General features: G+C 68.9%; 19 protein-coding genes. 9 read left to right on the top strand and 10 right to left on the bottom strand.

Annotated features, from left to right (window positions below; genetic code table 11):
* The first annotated feature begins 94 nt into the window (after positions 1–94).
* The 4 genes from J8G10_RS15000 (at position 95) to J8G10_RS14985 (ending at position 4,233) form a co-directional block, all read left to right on the top strand.
* A complete protein-coding gene (locus J8G10_RS15000) occupies positions 95–1,663 on the top strand; it encodes a Na+/H+ antiporter (RefSeq protein WP_251446661.1) in 1,569 nt (522 codons plus the stop codon).
* Between the two features lie 112 nt (positions 1,664–1,775).
* Positions 1,776–2,156 carry a VOC family protein gene (locus J8G10_RS14995; protein ID WP_251446658.1) on the top strand — a complete coding sequence of 127 codons (381 nt, stop codon included), beginning with the start codon at positions 1,776–1,778 and terminating at the stop codon, positions 2,154–2,156.
* A gap of 103 nt (positions 2,157–2,259) precedes the next feature.
* Complete coding sequence (gene pgi, locus J8G10_RS14990) at positions 2,260–3,939, top strand: glucose-6-phosphate isomerase (protein ID WP_251446655.1); 1,680 nt, start codon at positions 2,260–2,262, stop codon at positions 3,937–3,939.
* A 9-nt stretch (positions 3,940–3,948) separates the two neighbouring features.
* Positions 3,949–4,233, top strand: a complete 285-nt coding sequence (locus J8G10_RS14985; protein WP_251446652.1) for a hypothetical protein — start codon at positions 3,949–3,951, stop codon at positions 4,231–4,233.
* 10 nt (positions 4,234–4,243) lie between these two features.
* Here the strand turns inward: J8G10_RS14985 and J8G10_RS14980 are convergent, their stop codons facing one another.
* Entirely contained in the window at positions 4,244–4,450 is a 207-nt protein-coding gene (locus J8G10_RS14980; protein WP_374208782.1) for a DUF6458 family protein, read from the bottom strand.
* 169 nt (positions 4,451–4,619) lie between these two features.
* Here J8G10_RS14980 and J8G10_RS14975 point away from each other — a divergent pair, with 169 nt between their 5' ends.
* A complete protein-coding gene (locus J8G10_RS14975; RefSeq protein WP_251446649.1) occupies positions 4,620–5,054 on the top strand; it encodes an SRPBCC domain-containing protein in 435 nt (144 codons plus the stop codon).
* Between the two features lie 79 nt (positions 5,055–5,133).
* On the opposite strand, the gene J8G10_RS14970 is transcribed toward J8G10_RS14975, so the two are convergent.
* Positions 5,134–5,892: a patatin-like phospholipase family protein gene (locus J8G10_RS14970; protein ID WP_251446646.1), complete on the bottom strand. Its 759-nt coding sequence runs from the start codon at positions 5,890–5,892 to the stop codon at positions 5,134–5,136.
* Positions 5,893–6,094: 202 nt separating this feature from the next.
* Here J8G10_RS14970 and J8G10_RS14965 point away from each other — a divergent pair, with 202 nt between their 5' ends.
* The 4 genes from J8G10_RS14965 to J8G10_RS14950 all read left to right on the top strand — a co-directional run bounded on the left by J8G10_RS14965 (position 6,095) and on the right by J8G10_RS14950 (position 7,531).
* Positions 6,095–6,280 (top strand): CsbD family protein, encoded by a 186-nt coding sequence (locus tag J8G10_RS14965; RefSeq protein WP_251446643.1) that lies wholly within the window; start codon positions 6,095–6,097, stop codon positions 6,278–6,280.
* 47 nt (positions 6,281–6,327) lie between these two features.
* Positions 6,328–6,594 carry a GlsB/YeaQ/YmgE family stress response membrane protein gene (locus tag J8G10_RS14960; RefSeq protein ID WP_251446640.1) on the top strand — a complete coding sequence of 89 codons (267 nt, stop codon included), beginning with the start codon at positions 6,328–6,330 and terminating at the stop codon, positions 6,592–6,594.
* 172 nt (positions 6,595–6,766) lie between these two features.
* Positions 6,767–6,988, top strand: coding sequence for a hypothetical protein (locus J8G10_RS14955; RefSeq protein WP_251446637.1), 222 nt, complete (start codon positions 6,767–6,769; stop codon positions 6,986–6,988).
* Positions 6,989–7,015: 27 nt separating this feature from the next.
* Positions 7,016–7,531 (top strand): MarR family winged helix-turn-helix transcriptional regulator, encoded by a 516-nt coding sequence (locus J8G10_RS14950; protein ID WP_251446634.1) that lies wholly within the window; start codon positions 7,016–7,018, stop codon positions 7,529–7,531.
* 9 nt (positions 7,532–7,540) lie between these two features.
* On the opposite strand, the gene J8G10_RS14945 is transcribed toward J8G10_RS14950, so the two are convergent.
* The 8 genes from J8G10_RS14945 to nrdH all read right to left on the bottom strand — a co-directional run bounded on the left by J8G10_RS14945 (position 7,541) and on the right by nrdH (position 17,835).
* On the bottom strand, positions 7,541–8,851 hold the full coding sequence (locus tag J8G10_RS14945) for a helix-turn-helix domain-containing protein (RefSeq protein WP_251446631.1): 1,311 nt from the start codon (positions 8,849–8,851) through the stop codon (positions 7,541–7,543).
* A complete protein-coding gene (locus J8G10_RS14940) occupies positions 8,848–10,317 on the bottom strand; it encodes an NAD(P)/FAD-dependent oxidoreductase (RefSeq protein WP_251446628.1) in 1,470 nt (489 codons plus the stop codon). The genes J8G10_RS14945 and J8G10_RS14940 overlap by 4 nt, the downstream gene beginning before the upstream one ends.
* Positions 10,314–12,161, bottom strand: a complete 1,848-nt coding sequence (locus J8G10_RS14935) for a DUF3556 domain-containing protein (RefSeq protein ID WP_251446625.1) — start codon at positions 12,159–12,161, stop codon at positions 10,314–10,316. The genes J8G10_RS14940 and J8G10_RS14935 overlap by 4 nt, the downstream gene beginning before the upstream one ends.
* A gap of 61 nt (positions 12,162–12,222) precedes the next feature.
* Positions 12,223–13,680, bottom strand: a complete 1,458-nt coding sequence (locus J8G10_RS14930; protein ID WP_251446621.1) for a class I adenylate-forming enzyme family protein — start codon at positions 13,678–13,680, stop codon at positions 12,223–12,225.
* A gap of 306 nt (positions 13,681–13,986) precedes the next feature.
* Entirely contained in the window at positions 13,987–14,964 is a 978-nt protein-coding gene (gene nrdF, locus J8G10_RS14925; protein ID WP_251446618.1) for a class 1b ribonucleoside-diphosphate reductase subunit beta, read from the bottom strand.
* A gap of 33 nt (positions 14,965–14,997) precedes the next feature.
* The gene (nrdE, locus tag J8G10_RS14920) at positions 14,998–17,163 is read right to left on the bottom strand and encodes a class 1b ribonucleoside-diphosphate reductase subunit alpha (protein WP_251446616.1); all 2,166 of its coding nucleotides are present in this window, start codon (positions 17,161–17,163) and stop codon (positions 14,998–15,000) included.
* Positions 17,139–17,582 carry a class Ib ribonucleoside-diphosphate reductase assembly flavoprotein NrdI gene (gene nrdI / locus J8G10_RS14915; RefSeq protein WP_251446613.1) on the bottom strand — a complete coding sequence of 148 codons (444 nt, stop codon included), beginning with the start codon at positions 17,580–17,582 and terminating at the stop codon, positions 17,139–17,141. The genes nrdE and nrdI overlap by 25 nt, the downstream gene beginning before the upstream one ends.
* Before the next feature lie 19 nt (positions 17,583–17,601).
* Complete coding sequence (gene nrdH / locus J8G10_RS14910) at positions 17,602–17,835, bottom strand: glutaredoxin-like protein NrdH (protein ID WP_045251249.1); 234 nt, start codon at positions 17,833–17,835, stop codon at positions 17,602–17,604.
* Positions 17,836–18,269: the final 434 nt, after the last annotated feature.

The following is an 18,269-nucleotide window of genomic DNA, read 5'->3' as shown; positions in this document are numbered from 1 at the left end:
CGGGCTGAGCGCACGAAACGTCCGCGCGCCCGGCCCGTAACAGCGCCGTCATCCAGTTGCGTCACAGTGGATCCGTCGTCGGAGGGAGGCGCTGATGATCGATCCGCTGGGCGTGGTCGTCCTCGTCGGGACGCTCGTGGTGGCCGGGAGCTGGGCCGCACCCTGGCTGCGCCTCCCCGCGCCGCTGCTGCACCTGTTCCTCGGGCTGCTCAGCGGCTTCGTGCCCGCGGTGCGCGAGATCCATCTGCCGGCCGAGGTCGTGCTGGTGCTCTTCCTGCCCGCGCTGCTGTTCTGGGAGGCGTTCACCACGCCGCTGCGCGAGGTGCGCCGGGACATGCGGGTCATCCTGCTGCTCAGCACGCTGCTCGTCGTCGCCACCGCGTACGGCGTCGCGGGCGCGGGCGTCGCGCTGGGCTGGAGCTGGATGGCCGCGCTCGTGCTCGGCGCGGCGCTCGCCCCGACGGACGCCACCGCCGTCGGCGGCCTCGCCCGTGCGCTGCCGCACCGCAACGCGATCCAGCTGCGCGCGGAGAGCCTCGTCAACGACGGCACCGCCCTGGTGATGTTCACCATCACGGCCGGCGTGGCGGTGAGCGGCGTCTCCCTCACGGGATGGCAGGTGACGGGCCTGATCGTGCTGGCATACCTCGGCGGCGGCGCCATCGGACTGGCCGCCGGGCTGCTGGGGACCCTCGTGCTGAAGAGGCTGCCGGACGCGATCACCGCGAACGCGGCGATGGTGCTCCTGCCGTTCGCCGCCTTCCTCGCCGCGGAGCAGGTGCACGCCTCGGGCGTCATCGCCGTGGTCGTGGCCGGGCTCGTGATCAGTCAGACCGTGCCCCGCACCGGCACCGCCCAGTCGCGTCAGCAGATGACCTCGTTCTGGACGCTCACGACGCGGAGCCTCAACGGCGCCCTCTTCGTGCTCATCGGGATCGAGGCCCAGTCGGCCGTGCGCGCCGTGCCGGCCGCGTCCCTCCCCGGCCTGCTGCTCTTCTGCGGGATCGCCTGGATCGTGCTGCTGCTGATCCGGTTCGTGTTCCAGGTCCTCACCGCGTGGCTGCTCCGCCTCGTCGACCGGCGGCCGTCGCAGCGCGGCCGCCGCATGTCGCACCGTGCGAGGGTGGTGTCGACCATCGCCGGCTTCCGCGGCGCGGTGTCGCTCGCGGTCGCCCTCGCCGTGCCGTCGGGGATCCCGGGCCACGACCAGATCGTCTTCGTGGCGACGGGCGTCGTCGTGCTCACCCTCACCGTGCAGGGCGTGCTGCTGCCCTGGGCGATCCGCTGGGGGCGCTTCGAGCCGGACACCGCGATGGCCGACGAGCTGTCCACCGCCCAGCGGCGCTCGACGCTGGCCGCGCTGGAGGCCGTGGAGGACCTGGCTCTGCGGGTGGGCGCACCGGACCCGGTGCGCGACAGGCTCATGGGCGAGTACCGGGACCGCCTGCGGCGCATCGACGGCGCAGGCGACGGGTCGGACCCCTCGCTCTGGGCGGCCGACCCCGAGTACGCCGCGCTCGGTCTGGCCGTGCTGGAGCACAAGAGGTCCGTCCTGATCGGAATGCGCGACGGGAAGGCCATCAGCGACACGACACTGCGGGTGCTGCAGACCCGGATCGATCGTGACGTGCTGCGGCTGGCCCCGCCGCCGCCCATCGAGTGAGCATCACGGGCGGCGAGCGATCCTCGGGAGGGCGCCGATGTCGGTGCCCCGGCGTAGCGTCGTGCCCGACGGCGGATCCGCCGAGGTTCTCCCCACCGAAGGAGTGTGCAGCATGGACTGGAAGATCGAGCTCATCTTCGTGCCGGTCACGGACGTCGACCGCGCGAAGGAGTTCTACACCCGGATCGGGTTCACCCCCGACCACGACCAGACGCCGTTCGACGGCCTCCGCTTCGTGCAGATGACCCCTCCGGGTTCGGCGTGCTCGATCGCGTTCGGCACCAATCTCGGGATCGACCTCGAACCGGGCAAGCAGAACACGATCCAGGTCGTCGTGCCCGACGCCGATGAGGCTCTGGCGCACCTGCGCGGCCTCGGCGTGGAGGCCGACGGCGTGGACGAGCTGTCCTGGGGCCGGTTCGTCACCTTCGCCGACCCCGACGGCAACCGCTGGACGCTGCAGCAGCTGCCCGACCGCAGCGCACGGGCCTGAGATCGCCGGGGCGGATCGGAGCCCGGCGGCTCCGGTCCGCCCCGTGCCCCGCGGCGCGCGGTCATTTCGCACGCGCGCCCTCGCGCGGCGCTAGCGTGGGGGCATGACCTCCCCGATCGACGCCACCGCGACCCCTGCCTGGACCGAGCTCACCGCGCTGCGGGAGTCCTTCTCCCCCGATCTGCGGGGCTGGTTCGCCGATGACCCGGAGCGTGTCGAGCGCCTGACCTTCGGCCTGGCCGACCTCCGTGTCGACCTGTCCAAGAACCTGGTCACCGCGGAGGTCCGCGAGGCCCTGGTGCGTCTCGCGGAGCAGACCGGCGTCGCCGAGCGTTTCGCGGCCATGCTCGCCGGGGAGCACATCAATACGACCGAGGACCGCGCGGTCCTGCACACGGCCCTCCGCCGTCCCGCGGATGCGTCCCCGGCGCTGGTCGTCGACGGGCAGGATGTGGACCACGACGTGCACGAGGTGCTCGACGCGATGAGCGCGTTCGCCGACCGGGTGCGCTCGGGCGACTGGCGCGGCGTGACGGGCAAGACCGTGACCCACGTCGTGAACATCGGCATCGGCGGATCCGACCTCGGCCCGGTCATGGTCTCTGAGGCGCTGAAGCCCTACGGCGGCGGGATCCAGGCCCGTTTCGTGTCGAACATCGACCCCACCGACATCGCGGAGAAGACCGCTGACCTCGACCCCGAGACGACGCTGTTCATCGTCGCCTCGAAGACGTTCACCACACTCGAGACGCTGACGAACGCACGGCTCGCCCGCGACTGGCTCTGGGAGGGCCTCGCCAAGGCCGGCGTCGACGTGTCCACGGACGAGGCGCGCAGCACTGCGGTCGCACACCACTTCGTCGCCGTCTCGACGGCGCTCGACCGGGTCGCGACGTTCGGGATCGACCCGACGAACGCCTTCGGCTTCTGGGACTGGGTCGGCGGACGCTACTCGGTCGACAGCGCGATCGGCCTGTCCCTGGCGATCGCCTTCGGTCCCGCCGTGTTCCGTGAGCTGCTCGCGGGCTTCCACGCCGTCGACGAGCACGTGCGCACCACCCCCCTCGACCGCAACGTGCCGGTTCTCATGGGGCTGCTGAACGTCTGGTACGTGAACTTCTTCGACGCCCAGTCGCATGCGGTGCTTCCTTACGCGCAGCAGCTCAGCCGCTTCCCCGCGTACCTGCAGCAGCTGACGATGGAGTCCAACGGCAAATCGGTGCGCTGGGACGGCTCTCCGGTGACCACCGACACCGGCGAGGTGTTCTGGGGCGAGCCCGGCACGAATGGCCAGCACGCGTTCTATCAGCTGATCCACCAGGGCACGCGGCTGATCCCGGCCGACTTCATCGCGTTCGTCAACCCGGCGTATCCGCTCACCGACGACGGCCGCGACGTGCATGCCCTGTTACTGGCGAACTTCCTCGCCCAGACCAAGGCGCTCGCGTTCGGCAAGACCGCGGCGGAGGTCGAGGCCGAGGGCACCACGGGCGCGCTCGTCGCCGCCCGCACCTTCGCCGGCAACCGTCCCACGACCTCCATCTTCGCGCCCGCGCTCACCCCGGCCGTGCTCGGACAGCTCATCGCGCTGTACGAGCACATCACCTTCACCCAGGGCGCGATCTGGGGCATCAACTCGTTCGACCAGTGGGGCGTCGAGCTCGGCAAGCAGCTCGCCCTGCAGATCGCCCCGGCCATCGAGGGCGACCAGGATGCGATCGCGGCGCAGGATCCGTCCACCCGCGCGCTCCTCGCGTACTATCACGAGCGCCGGAACGCCTGAGCGGCGCTCATGGACGACGGCATCGAGATCGGAGCGCTCGCACTGAACGTGTCGATCCCTCCGGCGATTCGGTGGGAGGACGAGCGCCGCGGCGAGCGGTTCGAACTGCAGTCGCTGACGGTGCGCCTGCTTCCCGACGGGACGCTCGCGGCGAAGGCGTACGGACGCCCGGTCGCCGGCGGACGCGGCGCCTACGTGTCGTTCCCCGTGCGACACTCCCCCGAGATCGACGCGTTGATCCTGGATGCCGCGACGAGCGCCGGCACTCGCTGGGCCGATCACCGGGGGCTGTGAGCGGCGCTCCTCAGAGCAGATCCTCTTCGTTCGCCGGAGGGGTGCGGCGGCCGCGCCGCGTGATGAGCAGGATCAGGCTGAGCAGGAACACGACCGCGCCGGCGATCATCAGGATGTAGCCGACGAGATGCAGGTCGATCCACGAGACCTGGACGTTGAGCGCGAACTCGAGGATCGCGCCGATGACGAAGAGGACGATGCCGGTTCCGATGCCCATGAGGAGTGCCTCCGTTCGTAGCGGGATGCCGTAGAGACCGACCGTAGGCCGGATCCCGCGGACTTCCACGGGGCTTGACAACCGGCCGCGGAGGCGTCGTGCCGGCTCCATGCTGGACGCCCGCCGGGTCACGGCGCATACTCGACGTGACACGTTCAGGGAGCGCGAGATGACACAGGCAGATCACGTCGCGACCGCCGAGGTCGCGATCACCGCACCGGCCGAACAGGTCTGGGAGGCGCTCGCTGATCCCGATCGGCTGCCGGAATTGTGGTTCGGCGCCACCGTGCGGACCACCTGGCAGCCGGGATCCCCGATCACCTGGGACGGCGTCTGGAAGGGCACCCCCTACCAGGACAGGGGCGAGATCCTCGTCTTCGATCCGCCGCGCCTGCTGCGGCTCACGCATTTCAGCCCTCTGAGCGGAGAGCCGGATGAACCCGAGAACCACCACATCCTGGAGTTCGCGCTCTCTGGCGACGGCGCGACGACGCGCGTGGTGCTGTCGCAGAGCAACAACTCCTCGGCAGAGGCCGCTCGGCATGCCCAGGAGATGTGGGAGCAGCTGCTGCAGACGCTGAAGGAGACCGTCGAGTCATCCTGAGGCGCGAGCCCCCGGCGGGCGCGCCCGCCCGCCCTGAGGCGCGAGTCCGATCCCGAGTCCGCCGCCGCGCGCCTCCCGCCTAGGCGGCGGAGAGCAGCCGCCCCTCCTGGTCCGCGGCATCGAGCGCGGACTCCGCGGCGCGGCGGCCTTCGGCGATGAGGCGCGGCACGTCCTTCATCACCCACTGCGCCATGCGCTCCATCTCGGGCTGGATCAGGAGCACCGTGGGGTCCGCGACGAGATCCGCGGTGGCCGTGACGGTGCGCATCATGCGCACGTTCTCCCACTTGGCGTGCAGCCGCACCACGATCGTGCGCTCCGCGCCGATCGCGCGCGTCACGGCATCGGGAACGTTGTCGATCATCCCGCCGTCAGCGAGCAGGGCGCCATCACGGCGCACCGGCGGCAGCACGCCCGGCACGGCGATGGTCGAGCGCAACGCGGTGCTGAGCGGCCCCCGATCGAGGATCACGCCGCGGCGGGTGCGCAGATCCGTCGCATAGGCGCCGAAGCGTCGCGGCAGCTCCTCGATCAGCGGATCGCGGCCGAGGATCCCGTGCACCGCATCGGTCACCGCATGCGTGTCCAGCAGACCCCAGCGCGGCCGGAACGACCAGCGCGCGATATCGCTCCAGCGGAACCGGCGCACCGCCTGCTCGATGGTGTCCGCATCCATCCCGGCCGCATACGCGGCGCCGATGAGCGCACCGGCGCTCGTCCCCGCGACGATCCCGGGACGGATCCCCCGCTCGGCGAGCACCTGCAGCACGCCGGCCTGCGCGGCCCCGTAGGCGCCGCCGCCGCTGAGGGTCAGGCCGAGGGTCGGGTCGTCGGTCACGGGGCTCCTGTCGTGGGCGTTCCCGCGACGCTACCAGGGGCCGCCTGCGCAACGGCTGACACGCCCGGCCGGTCTTCGCTCAGCGCCGCACCCGCGGCTGCCCTCGGTCCCCGCCCTTGCTTCCTCCATCCGGTTGATGTTATAAAAGTTATGCCACTCACTGAACTATCTAGCGAGTGTTTCTTATCGAAACGGAGAAGACATGAGCGCTGACGACAAGCTGTCCGCCGGAGTCGACAAGGTGAAGGGCAAGGTCGAGGAGGTCATCGGGAAGGTGACCGGCGACGACGCCAAGGTGGCCGAGGGCAAGGCGACCCAGGCGAAGGGCGATGTCAAGCAGGCCGCGGAGAAGGCCGAGGACGCGGTCAAGGACGCCCTGGGCAACTGATCGGCATTCGATTCACGACTCAGATCGACGATTGAAGGAGTAGGACGATGGGATTTCTCGGGTTTCTTCTGTTGGGGCTGATCGCCGGAGCGATCGCGAAGGCGATCCTCCCCGGTAAGCAGGGCGGCGGCTGGATCGCCACGCTGCTCCTCGGAGTGGTGGGAGCGCTGCTCGGCGGCTGGCTCGGAAGCGTTCTGTTCAACGCGCCGCTCCAGGACTTCTTCTCGCTGCAGACCTGGCTGCTGGCGATCGTGGGATCGATCGTGGTCCTGCTCGTCTACGGCCTCATCGTCGGGCGAGGCAAGCGGGCGTAGTCGAAGGGGACGACGCCCCGCCAGCACTGCCGCGGCGGCCCCTCCCGTTCTCGGGGCGGGCCGCCGCGGAGCAGGATCGCACAGCCGCTGCACCTCGCAGCAACTGTGTAGACGAGCAACTGTGTAGACAACTGAGTCAGATAGTTCTGCGGGTTTATCATGAGGAGTGATCATGACGATGGCCGTCACGGTTCCCGTCCGGACGAATCCGGCCCACGAGGCCGTCTGGGTCCAGGTGGAGAGCGGCTTCTGGGCAGGCAACCGCACGGGCGAGTTCCTCGGGACGATCGAGGCTCGGGGATCGGGATTCGTCGCCATGGACTCCGCACATCGCTTTCTCGGCTCCTATGCGGAGTTCGAAGCGGCCCGCGACGCGATCACCGGTGAGCAGTGAGCCGGGTGGAGACCTCAGGAGGAGAAGATGCCGCAGACGATCATCCGACATGAGCAGGAGCATCTCTACGCCGAGCAGGCCGGCACGGCCGCGGGCCGCGAGCTGACGCTCGCACTGCTGCGCCTGCGCCGCGCGGAGCACATCCAGGAGACCCGCGCCCTGAGCGCCTCGGGACTGTCGAACCTGGATCTCCGGGCACTGCGCTATCTCGTCCAGGCGCAGCGGGACGGCAGGGATCTGGGCCCGAAGGATCTCCTCACCATGCTCGACACCTCCAGCGCGAACATCACGAACGTCGTCGACCGGCTCGTGCGGAAGGGCTACGTCGAACGGGTCGACCACCCCACGGACCGGCGCGCCCGCTACCTGCGCGCCACCGCCGCGGCCGTCCAGCACGTCGACTCCGCCGTCGGGGCCCATCATGCCGAACTGGTCGCCGCGATCAATGAGATCGACGAGAAGCAGGCGCAGCTGGCCGCATCCGTGATCAGCCGGATCGTCGCCGCCCTCGACCAGCTCTCCGAACGCCAGCTGACGGCCTGAGCAGGTCGGTCAGCCGCCCTCTCGGAGTGCCTCGTGGACGCGCAGGGCGAGCGCGATCTCCAGCGGATCGGTGGAGCGCCCGGCGCGTTCGCTCTGGAACCGGGCCACGCGCTGGCGCACGGTGTTGCGGTGCAGGCCCAGCTCGGTCGCCGTGCGGGTGTGGTTCTCCCCCGTCGCGTAATAGACGCGCAGGGTGTCGCGGATCTGCTGAGCGGCTGATCCGGGCGCGGCGAGCGTGCCGAGGGTCTCCGCGATCCACGCTCGGGTGGCGGCCGGATCCTTGGTGAGCAGGGCGAGCACCGCCACGTCGGGATCGTCGTATCCGACCGTCGCGGCGCGTGCATAGCGCCGGGTGCCGAGTGCGATGAGGCGGGCGGTCGCAGCCTGCTCGTGCGAGCGCCGGAAGCCCTCGGTTCCGCTGCCCGGCAGGCCGAATGCGACCCTGATGCCTCCGCTCGACGCGACGAGGTCGTCGATCCCCGCGCGCGTGACATCGTCGATCCTGTGGCCCGCTCCCGCTATCCAGGCCCAGGCCGTGGCTCCGTCGGCGGCGGAGGTCAAAGGCGGCCGCGGTGAGCGCAGGAGTCCGGCGATGCGGCGGATCACGGTGTCCATGCGCTGCTGCGCCTCGTTGTCCGGTTCTCCGTCGACCCAGCTGATCAGCGCGAGGTGCGAGCCGGCGAGCTCGTAGGTTGTCGCTCCGGCGAACGCCTTCTCGCCGACCTCGTCGCCGCGCAGCACCTTCAGCACCGTCGAGGCGTTGAGCGTCGCACGCGCCGACCACCAGCGCCGCCGCTCGGTGTCGTGCACCGTGCTGACGTACTGCAGGATCCAGTCGATGTAGCGATGGATCGTCTCGGCGACGCCCCGCACCACCTCCATCCGCGCGCTCTCGGAGACGTCGAGGTGCTCCACCTCGTCGAGGGCGAGCCGCAGCAGCATGCTCTGGCCGAGGTAGTAGGCGCGAGTGAGCGCACCCAGGGACACGTCGCGCTGCGCGAGCCGCACCGCGTACTCGACGGCGGCGGTCGTCGGCTGCAGCGATTCGATGCCGATGTCGTTCGCGAGCACATGGCAGATCGTGGCGACGTTGCCCTCGATGCTGGACTGCAGCATCTCGACGAGCAGCGGATCCCCGCCCAGATCGTCGATGCGGGTCGCGAGGTGGTCGCGCATGTCCCGCACGATCTCGGGGAGCCTTGCGTCCAGGCGGCCCGCGACGACCGCGAGCAGCTCGGTGGTCGTCGGCTCGGCCGCGCGGCCCGCGTCCGCTCCGCCCGGGGTCGCCCCGCCGCGCTGCGGCCCGCGCCCGCCGTTCACCCCGCGCCCACCGGCATCGGCTCGTGCTCGTGCTGGTGCGCCGACGTGCGGAGACCGAGCTGCTGCAGCGCGCGGCGGGCGGCGTTGTACCCGCTCATGCCGTGGATGCCGGGGCCGGGCGGGGTCGCGGCGGAGCAGAGGAGATAACCGGGCACACCGGTATCGTACGGACGCGGCGTGATCCGCGGACCGGTGAGGAACCGGATCGGCGTCTTCGCTCCCGTGAGGATGTCCCCGTTCACGAAGTTCGGGTTCTCCAGGGCGGAAGCCATCGTCGTGCGCGCACGGGTCGCGAGGATCCGGTCGCGGAAGCCGGGGGCGAAGCGTTCGATCTGCCGGACGATCGCCGCGGTCGCGTCACCGCGGTACCCGCTCGGCACGTGCGCATAGGCGTACACCGGGACCGTGTCACCGTCGGCGCGGGACGGATCCGCGAGGTATTGCTGGCCGACGAGCACGAACGGACGCTCCGGCATCCGCCGGAGCACGGCCGCGTCGTGCTCGGCCGCGACGATCTCCGCCGCCGAGCCGGCGACGTGCACGGTTCCGGCGAGACGGGCCTCCTCGTTCAGCCAGGGGATCCCGCCGCGTACGGCGAAGTCGACCTTGAACGCCGCGGGTCCCGACCGGGAGCGACGGTAGGCGCGGCGGATCCGCTCCGGCAGGGCGCCCTGCAGGATGGTCGCGGCATCGTGGGGGTGCACGTCGAGGATCGCCAGGTCGTGCGCGGGCAGATCCTCCCGGCGCCTGATGCGCCGGGAGGTCTCGAACGTCACGCCCATCCCGTCCAGCATCCGGACCATCGCATCCGTGAACACTCCGGTGCCGCCCTCGATCACGGGCCAGCCGACCGCATGCCCTGCGGTGATGATGCCGGCGCCGATCCCCCCGACGAGGGGCACGTCGATCCGGTTGATCGCGTGCGCCGCGACGCCGAGGAAGAGCGCGCGCGCCCGCTCGGTGCGGAAGAACCGCGCGACCCACGTGGGCGGCGGGCCCGCGACGAGTCCGAACCGGGCAAGCGCGAACGGGTGCCGGGGCACGCCCAGCATCGGCGTCATGATGTCCTCGGAGAGCTTCGCGAAGGCCCGGGAGGGCCGGCCGAACGCGGCCTCCCAGCGCGGACCGTCCGCGCCGAGCCCGGCCGCGGTCTCCGTGACGGAGGTGTGCAGCACCCCGGCGGATCCGTCGTCCAGCGGATGCGCGCAGTCGATCGGGGCGTACCGCAGCGCGATGCCCATCGCGTCGAGGTCGAGGGTGCGCCAGAAGGCTCCCATCGGCGCCATCGGGTGCACGGCCGCGCAGTGGTCCTGGATCAGCCCCGGGCGAGGCGAGGCGACCGAGCGGGCACCGCCGCCGAGCACGTCGGCGGCCTCGACGACGGTGACCTCGACCCCGGCCCGGGCGAACACGGTGGCGGCCGCGAGCCCGTTGGGCCCGCTGCCGACCACCACCGCCCTCGTCACCGCCGCGACTCCTCCGCGAGCTCCCCGACCGCGGCGTCGGCCTTGATCGCGGGGATGCCGTGCGCGTTCGTCGCGGTCACCGGCGGCTGCAGCGCCGCCCGCCAGGTGACGTCGAGCGGGATCGGACCGTCGGGCAGCCAGGGCTGCGCGGCGACCGCATCGGACACGAGCCACGTGCCCCGCTGGATCACGCCGAGCGCCGCATCGATCACCTTGTACTCCTGCGTCTTCTTGTGGATCGGCTGCGACTCCACCCACACCACCACGAACTCGCCGGGGGCGAAGTGGCAGCGGGCCTGGATCGCACGGATCAGGTCTTCATTGTGCAGGTGCCCGTCGCCGAAATTGAAGCCGATGATCGAGTTGCAGGCGAACTCGCCCTCGCGCACGGTGCGGGTCTCCAGGTCCGGCAGAGTCTCGTACAGCACCGAGTAGAGGCCGCGACCCTGGCTGTGCATCGAGCGCCAGGCGATCGTCTGCTGCATCGTGATCTCGGCGACCTCGAACGGATACCCGAGCTGCTGCAGCTGGTCGACCTGATTGCCGGTGGGCCGGATGATCGCGTCGAGCTTCTTCTCCGCCCCCGGCGTGAAGGTCCACAGCGCCGAGGCCCAGTTGCCGGCGTACTGCCGCAGCGAGGGCAGGAACGAGACCTTGTCGGGCCGCAGGTTGCCGAGGATCGGGAAGAACAGCATCGCGGCGACGATCCCGGCGAGCAGCCACGGGCTCGAGAAGTCGGTGATCGCGAACCCGCCCCAGGCCGGGAAGCCGAGGAAGAGGACGGCGGCCCCGACCGCGAACAGCAGGTTCCATTCCAGCGGCACGGCGAGCGGGAAAGTCGACACGATGAAGAAGCAGAACCCGACCATCAGCACGAGCGCCGCGAACGTCACCCACTGGTTCGTGGAGAACAGCAGCACGAGCGGGGCGCCGAGCTCGACGACCGTGCCCATCACGTGCGCCATGAAGTGCGCGAGACGGGAGGGGCGGATGTCCGAGGGGAAGCTCCGGTACATCGAACGCTTGAACCACTTCGGCGGCCAGAACGGGGTGTTGCTGAGCATCGGCGGGATGACGTTGACGAAGTGCGCGTTCATCTTCGACACGGCCGCGCCCACCCAGACGATCACGAGGAGCAGCTTCAGCCCGATGATCATGTCGGTGAAGCCGAGGGTCGCGAAGAACACGAGCGCCGGAAGGTACTGTTCGCCGCGGGCGGCGAGGAAGATCGTCTTGTCACGCACGCCCGTGAGCATCAGGAAGACGATCGCAGCGGCGACCGGCCAGACCGGGACCAGGCCCGAGGTGTTGTCCGGCAGCACGGCGTGCAGGGACGGGGTGACCGTGCCGGGCAGCACCAGTGCCACCGCGAGCGAGGCGAGGAAGCCGAGGTAGAGGGCGACGTCGAAGCCGGTGCGTCGGTCGCCGTTCGTCCCGGGCAGCCATGCCCAGGGTCGCAGCCGGATCGTGCCGGGACGCGCCCAGAAGAGGATCCCGCCCGTCATCGGCTTGAACTTGCCGGCACCGGGCCCCCAGGACCCGGCGACGCCGATCGCCTCGAGGAGCATCGTCCAGATGATGAGCTTCTGGTACACGATCGGCTGGTTCCACCAGGTGCCGATCTCCCAGAACCAGCCGACGCCGCTGGTGGACGTGATGATGATGCTGCCGACGAACAGCCAGAGCACGGCCATCTTCACGATGTACGTGAGCGGGATCATCGCCGCCGAGCCGAAGCCGTACTCGACCCAGTGCAGGGCGAGCGTCTTCACGCGGTGGCGGAGGGGTTCTTGCAGGAATGTCTCCAGGTCGACGGGAGGGAAGTTCCCGGTCTTCAGGCCCATGTCAGCTCCTTCGGTGCAGGGTCTTGTTGCGTGCGGATGGGGGGGTCGCCGTTGCCGGCGCTCAGAGGACGGCGGGTTCGAGCCGCCGCAGCGCAGGCTTGTCGATCTTGCCGACGGGATTGCGCGGGAGTGCCTCGACGATCTCGAGGCGGGCAGGGATCTTGATCTTGGTGAGACCGGTCCGGCAGTGCGCGAGCAGATCATCCGCCGTGGCGGATCCGCCCGGGAGCAGCACGACGTACGCGACCGGGACCTCCCCCAGCACGTCGTGCGGCGCCCCGACGACGGCGGACTCCAGCACCTCGGGATGCGTGGCGAGGAACGCCTCGATCTCCTTCGGGTAGAGGTTCTCGCCGCCGCGGATGATCATGTCCTTGATCCGGTCGACGATGGTCAGATACCCCTCGCGGTCCAGGATCCCGACATCGCCCGTGTGCAGCCAGCCGCCGTGCACCGTCGCCGAGGTGGCGTCCGGGCGGCCGAGGTACCCCCGCATCACCGTCGGGCCCGAGATGATAATCTCGCCGCGGCGTCCCGTCGGCACCAGCCGGCCGTCCTCGTCGACGATCGCGATCTGCTGACCGGGCAGGGCCCGGCCCACGGTGCCGGGCTTGCGGATCCCCCAGAGCGGGTTGCAGGCCGAGGCGCAGGTGCTCTCGGTGAGCCCGTAGCCCTCCAGGATCGCGAAGCCGAACCGCTCCTCGCAGCGCCGCAGCAGCTGCTTCGACACGGGTGCCGCGCCGCAGATCGCGAACCGGAGCGAGCGCACCTGCGCGGTCCGCTCGGCCGGCAGCTCGGCGAGGCGGGCGAAGATCGCCGGCACCGCCGAGAAGTACGACGGGCGGAACCGGTCCAGGGCGTCGAGGAAGGGCTCCGGCGAGAAGCGCTCGAGGATCGTGACCCTCGCCCCGGCCGCCATCGGCGCCAGGAAGCTGATGCAGATCGAGTTCACGTGGAACAGGGGCAGCACGAGCAGCGCATGATCGCTCGACGAGAGATCGAGATGCGTGACGAGGGATCCTGCCATCGCCGCGAGGTTGTCGTGGTCGAGCATCACGCCCTTGGGCTGCCCGGTCGAGCCGCTCGTGTACACGAGCAGCGCGAGATCGGCGCCGAGGATCCGGGGATCCTCGATCGGCTCCTCCGGGAGCGCTCGCATGTGCTCCGGCAGGATCACCGGCACATCGACCGCGGGAGCCGTGGGCGGAGCGAGCAGGATCCGAGCGCGCGAATCCGCGACCTGGTACTCGAGTTCGCGGACGGTGAAGGTCGGGTTGACCGGCGTGACCGCCGCGCCGATCCGCCACGCGCCGAGCATCCCGATCAGCAGTTCGACGCTGTTCGGGAGCATGATCGCGACGACGTCTCCGGCTCCGACGCCGAGTTCGAGCAGCTGCTCGGCGAAGGCCGCGGCGCGCCGCTCGACGGCGCGGTAGGACAGGATCCGCTCCGCGTCCGCGATGCACGGGGCATCGGTTCCCGCGGCCGGCGAGGTCCAGGGCAGGTGGGGCAGCGACATCGTGGTTCCTCTCGATCACCGTCGATCGTTGATAGTGGAACGCTACGAGTGCGGATCGCAGCCCGGTCCCGCCGATGCCGTCCCGATTCAGGACGACGGCAGTGCAGAGTGCACATCCGCGAGCGGCGTCGCCAACCCGCCGAGACTCAGTCGTCCGTGCCACCCGCGCGCCGATCCGAACGGATGACGAGGTTCACCGTCGTCGTCCTCCGCGCTTACGAGACGACACGAAAGGCCTGGACCTGCAGAAATCCGCAGGTCCAGGCCTTTCATCAGCCCTTTCGGGCCCCGGGGTGAGTCAGCGACTCAGAAGTCCCAGTCCTCGTCCTCGGTGGCCTCGGCCTTGCCGATGACGTAGGAGGATCCGGATCCGCTGAAGAAGTCGTGGTTCTCGTCCGCGTTGGGCGAGAGCGCCGACAGGATCGCCGGGTTCACGTTCGTCACGGTCGCCGGGAACATCGCCTCGTAGCCGAGGTTCATGAGCGCCTTGTTCGCGTTGTAGTGCAGGAAGCGCTTGACGTCCTCGGTGAGGCCGACCTCGTCGTACAGGTCCTGCGTGTACTGCACCTCGTTGTCGTAGAGCTCGTACAGCAGCGAGAACGTGTAGTCCTTGAGCTCGTCCTTCTTCGCCTGGTCGAGCGTCTCGAGACCGCGCTGGTACTTGTAGCCGATGTAGTAGCCGTGCACGGCCTCGTCGCGGATGATGAGGCGGATGAGGTCGGCCGTGTTGGTGAGCTTCGCCCGCGACGACCAGTGCATCGGCAGGTAGAAGCCCGAATAGAACAGGAAGCTCTCCAGCAGGGTCGACGCGACCTTGCGCTTGAGCGGCTCGTCGCCCCGGTAGTAGTCCATGACGATCTGAGCCTTCTTCTGAAGGTTCGGGTTCTCCACCGACCAGCGGAACGCCTCGTCGATCTCCTTCGTCGAGCACAGCGTCGAGAAGATCGAGGAGTAGCTCTTCGCGTGCACCGACTCCATGAACGCGATGTTCGTGTAGACGGCCTCCTCGTGCGGGGTGATCGCATCGGGGATGAGCGACACGGCCCCGACGGTGCCCTGGATCGTGTCGAGCAGCGTCAGACCGGTGAACACGCGCATGGTGAGGGTCTGCTCCTCGGCGGTGAGCGTGTTCCACGACTGGATGTCGTTCGACAGCGGCACCTTCTCGGGCAGCCAGAAGTTGTTCACCAGACGGTTCCAGACCTCGAGGTCCTTGTCGTCCTGGATGCGGTTCCAGTTGATCGCCTGCACGCGGTCGACCAGCTTGAGCGGTTCGGGAGTCATGTCAATCCTTCAGAAGAGTGGCTGATCAGAGCGTCACAGCATGCAGCTGACGCACTCGGCCATGTCCGTGCCCTCGAGCGCCATCTGACGCAGGCGGATGTAGTAGATCGTCTTGATGCCGTGGCGCCAGGCGTAGATCTGCGCCTTGTTGATGTCGCGCGTGGTCGCCGTGTCCTTGAAGAACAGCGTGAGCGACAGGCCCTGGTCGACGTGCTGCGTGGCCGCGGCGTACGTGTCGATGACCTTCTCGTAGCCGATCTCGTACGCGTCTTCGTAGTACTCCAGGTTGTCGTTCGTCATGAACGCCGCCGGGTAGTAGACGCGGCCGAGCTTGCCCTCCTTGCGGATCTCGATCTTCGACGCGATCGGGTGGATCGAGCTCGTCGAGTTGTTGATGTACGAGATGGATCCGGTCGGCGGCACGGCCTGCAGGTTCTGGTTGTAGATGCCGTGCTTCTGGATGGACTCCTTCAGCTCGGCCCAGTCGGCCTGCGTCGGGATGTGGTGGCCGGCGAACAGCTCGACGACCTTCTCCGTCGCGGGCGCCCACTCCTGGTCGATGTACTTGTCGAAGAACGCGCCGGACGCGTAGGTCGAGTCCTCGAAGCCGTCGAAGGCCGTTCCGCGCTCGATCGCGAGCTTGTTCGACGCGCGCAGCGCGTGGAACAGCACCGTGTAGAAGTAGATGTTCGTGAAGTCGATGCCCTCTTCGGACCCGTAGTAGACGTGCTCGCGGGCGAGGTAGCCGTGCAGGTTCATCTGACCGAGGCCGATCGCGTGGGAGCGGTCGTTGCCGTCCTCGATCGAGCGCACCGAGGCGATGTGGCTCTGGTTGCTCACCGCGGTGAGGCCGCGGATCGCGGTCTCCACGGTCGCGCCCAGGTCGCCGCCGTCCATCGCGAGCGCGATGTTCATCGAGCCGAGGTTGCAGGAGATGTCCTTGCCGATCTGCGCGTACGAGAGGTCCTCGTTGTAGGTCGTCGGGGTGTTGACCTGCAGGATCTCGCTGCACAGGTTGGACATGTTGATCCGGCCCTTGACCGGGTTGGCCTTGTTCACCGTGTCCTCGAACATGATGTACGGGTAGCCCGACTCGAACTGGATCTCGGCGATCGTCTGGAAGAACTCGCGCGCGTTGATCTTCGTCTTCTTGATGCGCGGGTCGTCGACCATCTCGCGGTACTTCTCGGTGACCGAGATGTCGCCGAACGGCACGCCGTAGACGCGCTCCACGTCGTACGGCGAGAAGAGGTACATGTCCTCGCCGTTCTTGGCGAGCTCGAACGTGATGTCCGGCACGACGACGCCGAGCGAGAGCGTCTTGATACGGATCTTCTCGTCGGCGTTCTCGCGCTTGGTGTCGAGGAACCGCATGATGTCGGGGTGGTGCGCGTTCAGGTACACCGCGCCGGCGCCCTGGCGCGCGCCGAGCTGGTTGGCGTAGGAGAAGCTGTCTTCGAGCAGCTTCATGACGGGGATGATGCCCGAGGACTGGTTCTCGATCTGCTTGATCGGCGCGCCGGACTCACGGATGTTGCTCAGCAGCAGCGCCACGCCGCCGCCGCGCTTGGAGAGCTGCAGGGCGGAGTTGATGCCGCGGGCGATCGACTCCATGTTGTCCTCGATGCGCAGCAGGAAGCAGCTGACGAGCTCGCCGCGCTGCGCCTTGCCGGCGTTGAGGAACGTCGGAGTGGCCGGCTGGAAGCGGCCGGAGATGATCTCCTCGACGAGGTTCTTCGCCACGCCCTCGTCGCCGTCGGCGAGCGCGAGAGCGGTCATCACGACGCGGTCCTCGAAGCGCTCCAGGTAGCGCTTGCCGTCGAAGGTCTTGAGCGTGTAGCTCGTGTAGTACTTGAACGCACCGAGGAAGGTCTCGAAGCGGAACTTCTTCGAGTAGGCGAACTCGTTGAGCTCCTTGATGAAGTCGAACGAGTACTTGTCCAGGACGGCGCCCTCGTAGTATTCCTTCTCGACGAGGTAGTCGAGGCGCTCCTTGAGCGAGTGGAAGAACACCGTGTTCTGGTTGACGTGCTGCAGGAAGTACTCGCGGGCCGCGCGCTTGTCGGCGCCGAACTGGATCTGCCCGTTCGCGTCGTACAGGTTCAGCATCGCGTTCAGGGCGTGGTAGTCGAGCCCCTCGTACGCCTGGTTCGCCTTGTAGTCGGCCTCGGCCTTCACTGCTGCTGCTGCTTCCACCATCGTTCCAATCCGTCGCTCACGCGATCGACGTCGTCCTGTGTGCCGTAGATCTCGAGCCGATACAAGTGGGGCACCTGGCACTTGCGGCTGATGATGTCACCGGCGGCGCAGAACGCGTCGCCGAAGTTGGTGTTGCCTGCGGAGATCACTCCGCGGATGTGTCGCCGGTTGCGCTCGTCGTTGAGGAACCGGATGACCTGCTTGGGCACGGCGCCCTTCTCGACGCCGCGCCCCTGTCCCCCGCCGTAGGTCGGAGTGACCAGCACGAACGGCTCATCGACGACGAGCGGCTCCTCCGTGCTGTGCAGCGGGATCCGTCGCGCCTCGAGGCCCAGCTTCTCGATGAACCGGGCGGTGTTGCCCGAGATGCTCGAGAAGTAGACCAGCAGCGGCGCGGCGGTCGCGGTGGCGGCGTTCATGAGATCGCCTCCTCCGTGGTTACGCCAGACGAGCGGCGAGTTCGTCGATCTTGTCGGGACGGAACCCCGACCAGTGGTCCTCGTCGGTGACGACGACGGGCGCCTGCAGGTAGCCGAGCGACTTCACGTGCTCGAGCGCCGCGGCGTCCTCGGAGACGTCGTGCACCTCGTACTCGATGCCCTTCGCGTCGAGTGCGCGGTAGGTCGCGTTGCACTGCACGCAGGAGGGCTTGGTGTAGACCGTGATGGACATGTGTTGCGCCTCTTCTTCCCCTCAGAACCCGGCTTTCGAGCAGGTGGCCCTGCCGGGAGTTCAATACTACATATAGGTGCGGACATTCGGGTCGACCACAAGGGCTAGTAGTTACAACTGTGTAGTTTTCCACCGTATTCCACCGCTTCGACACAGGTTCTCCACGACTTTGTCCACAGTCGGAGGCGTCGTCCCGGTGCCTTCGATCCGCGATTTCCCGCGGCTCCGGAAGCCCCGGATCGGATCCCTCCACAGATCCGACGCTAGGCGGGGCTTCGGACATTCCCCAGCCTGTGGAATTCGCCCCTCGGCGTGTCGTCGGCGTGTCGCACGGAGGGGTCCGCCGGCGGCGATGGGGGGTGCCCCCCCACCCCCCCCCCGGGGCCCCCCCCAAGAGGGGAACCCGGCCCCCCCCCCCCGGGCCCCCGACCCCG

It is taken from the genome of Microbacterium sp. USTB-Y (assembly GCF_023703415.1).
In the GTDB taxonomy this organism is placed as follows: Bacteria; Actinomycetota; Actinomycetes; order Actinomycetales; family Microbacteriaceae; genus Microbacterium.
Note: the sequence above shows the minus strand (reverse complement) of the source record. Positions and strands in the feature narration are given on the sequence as shown.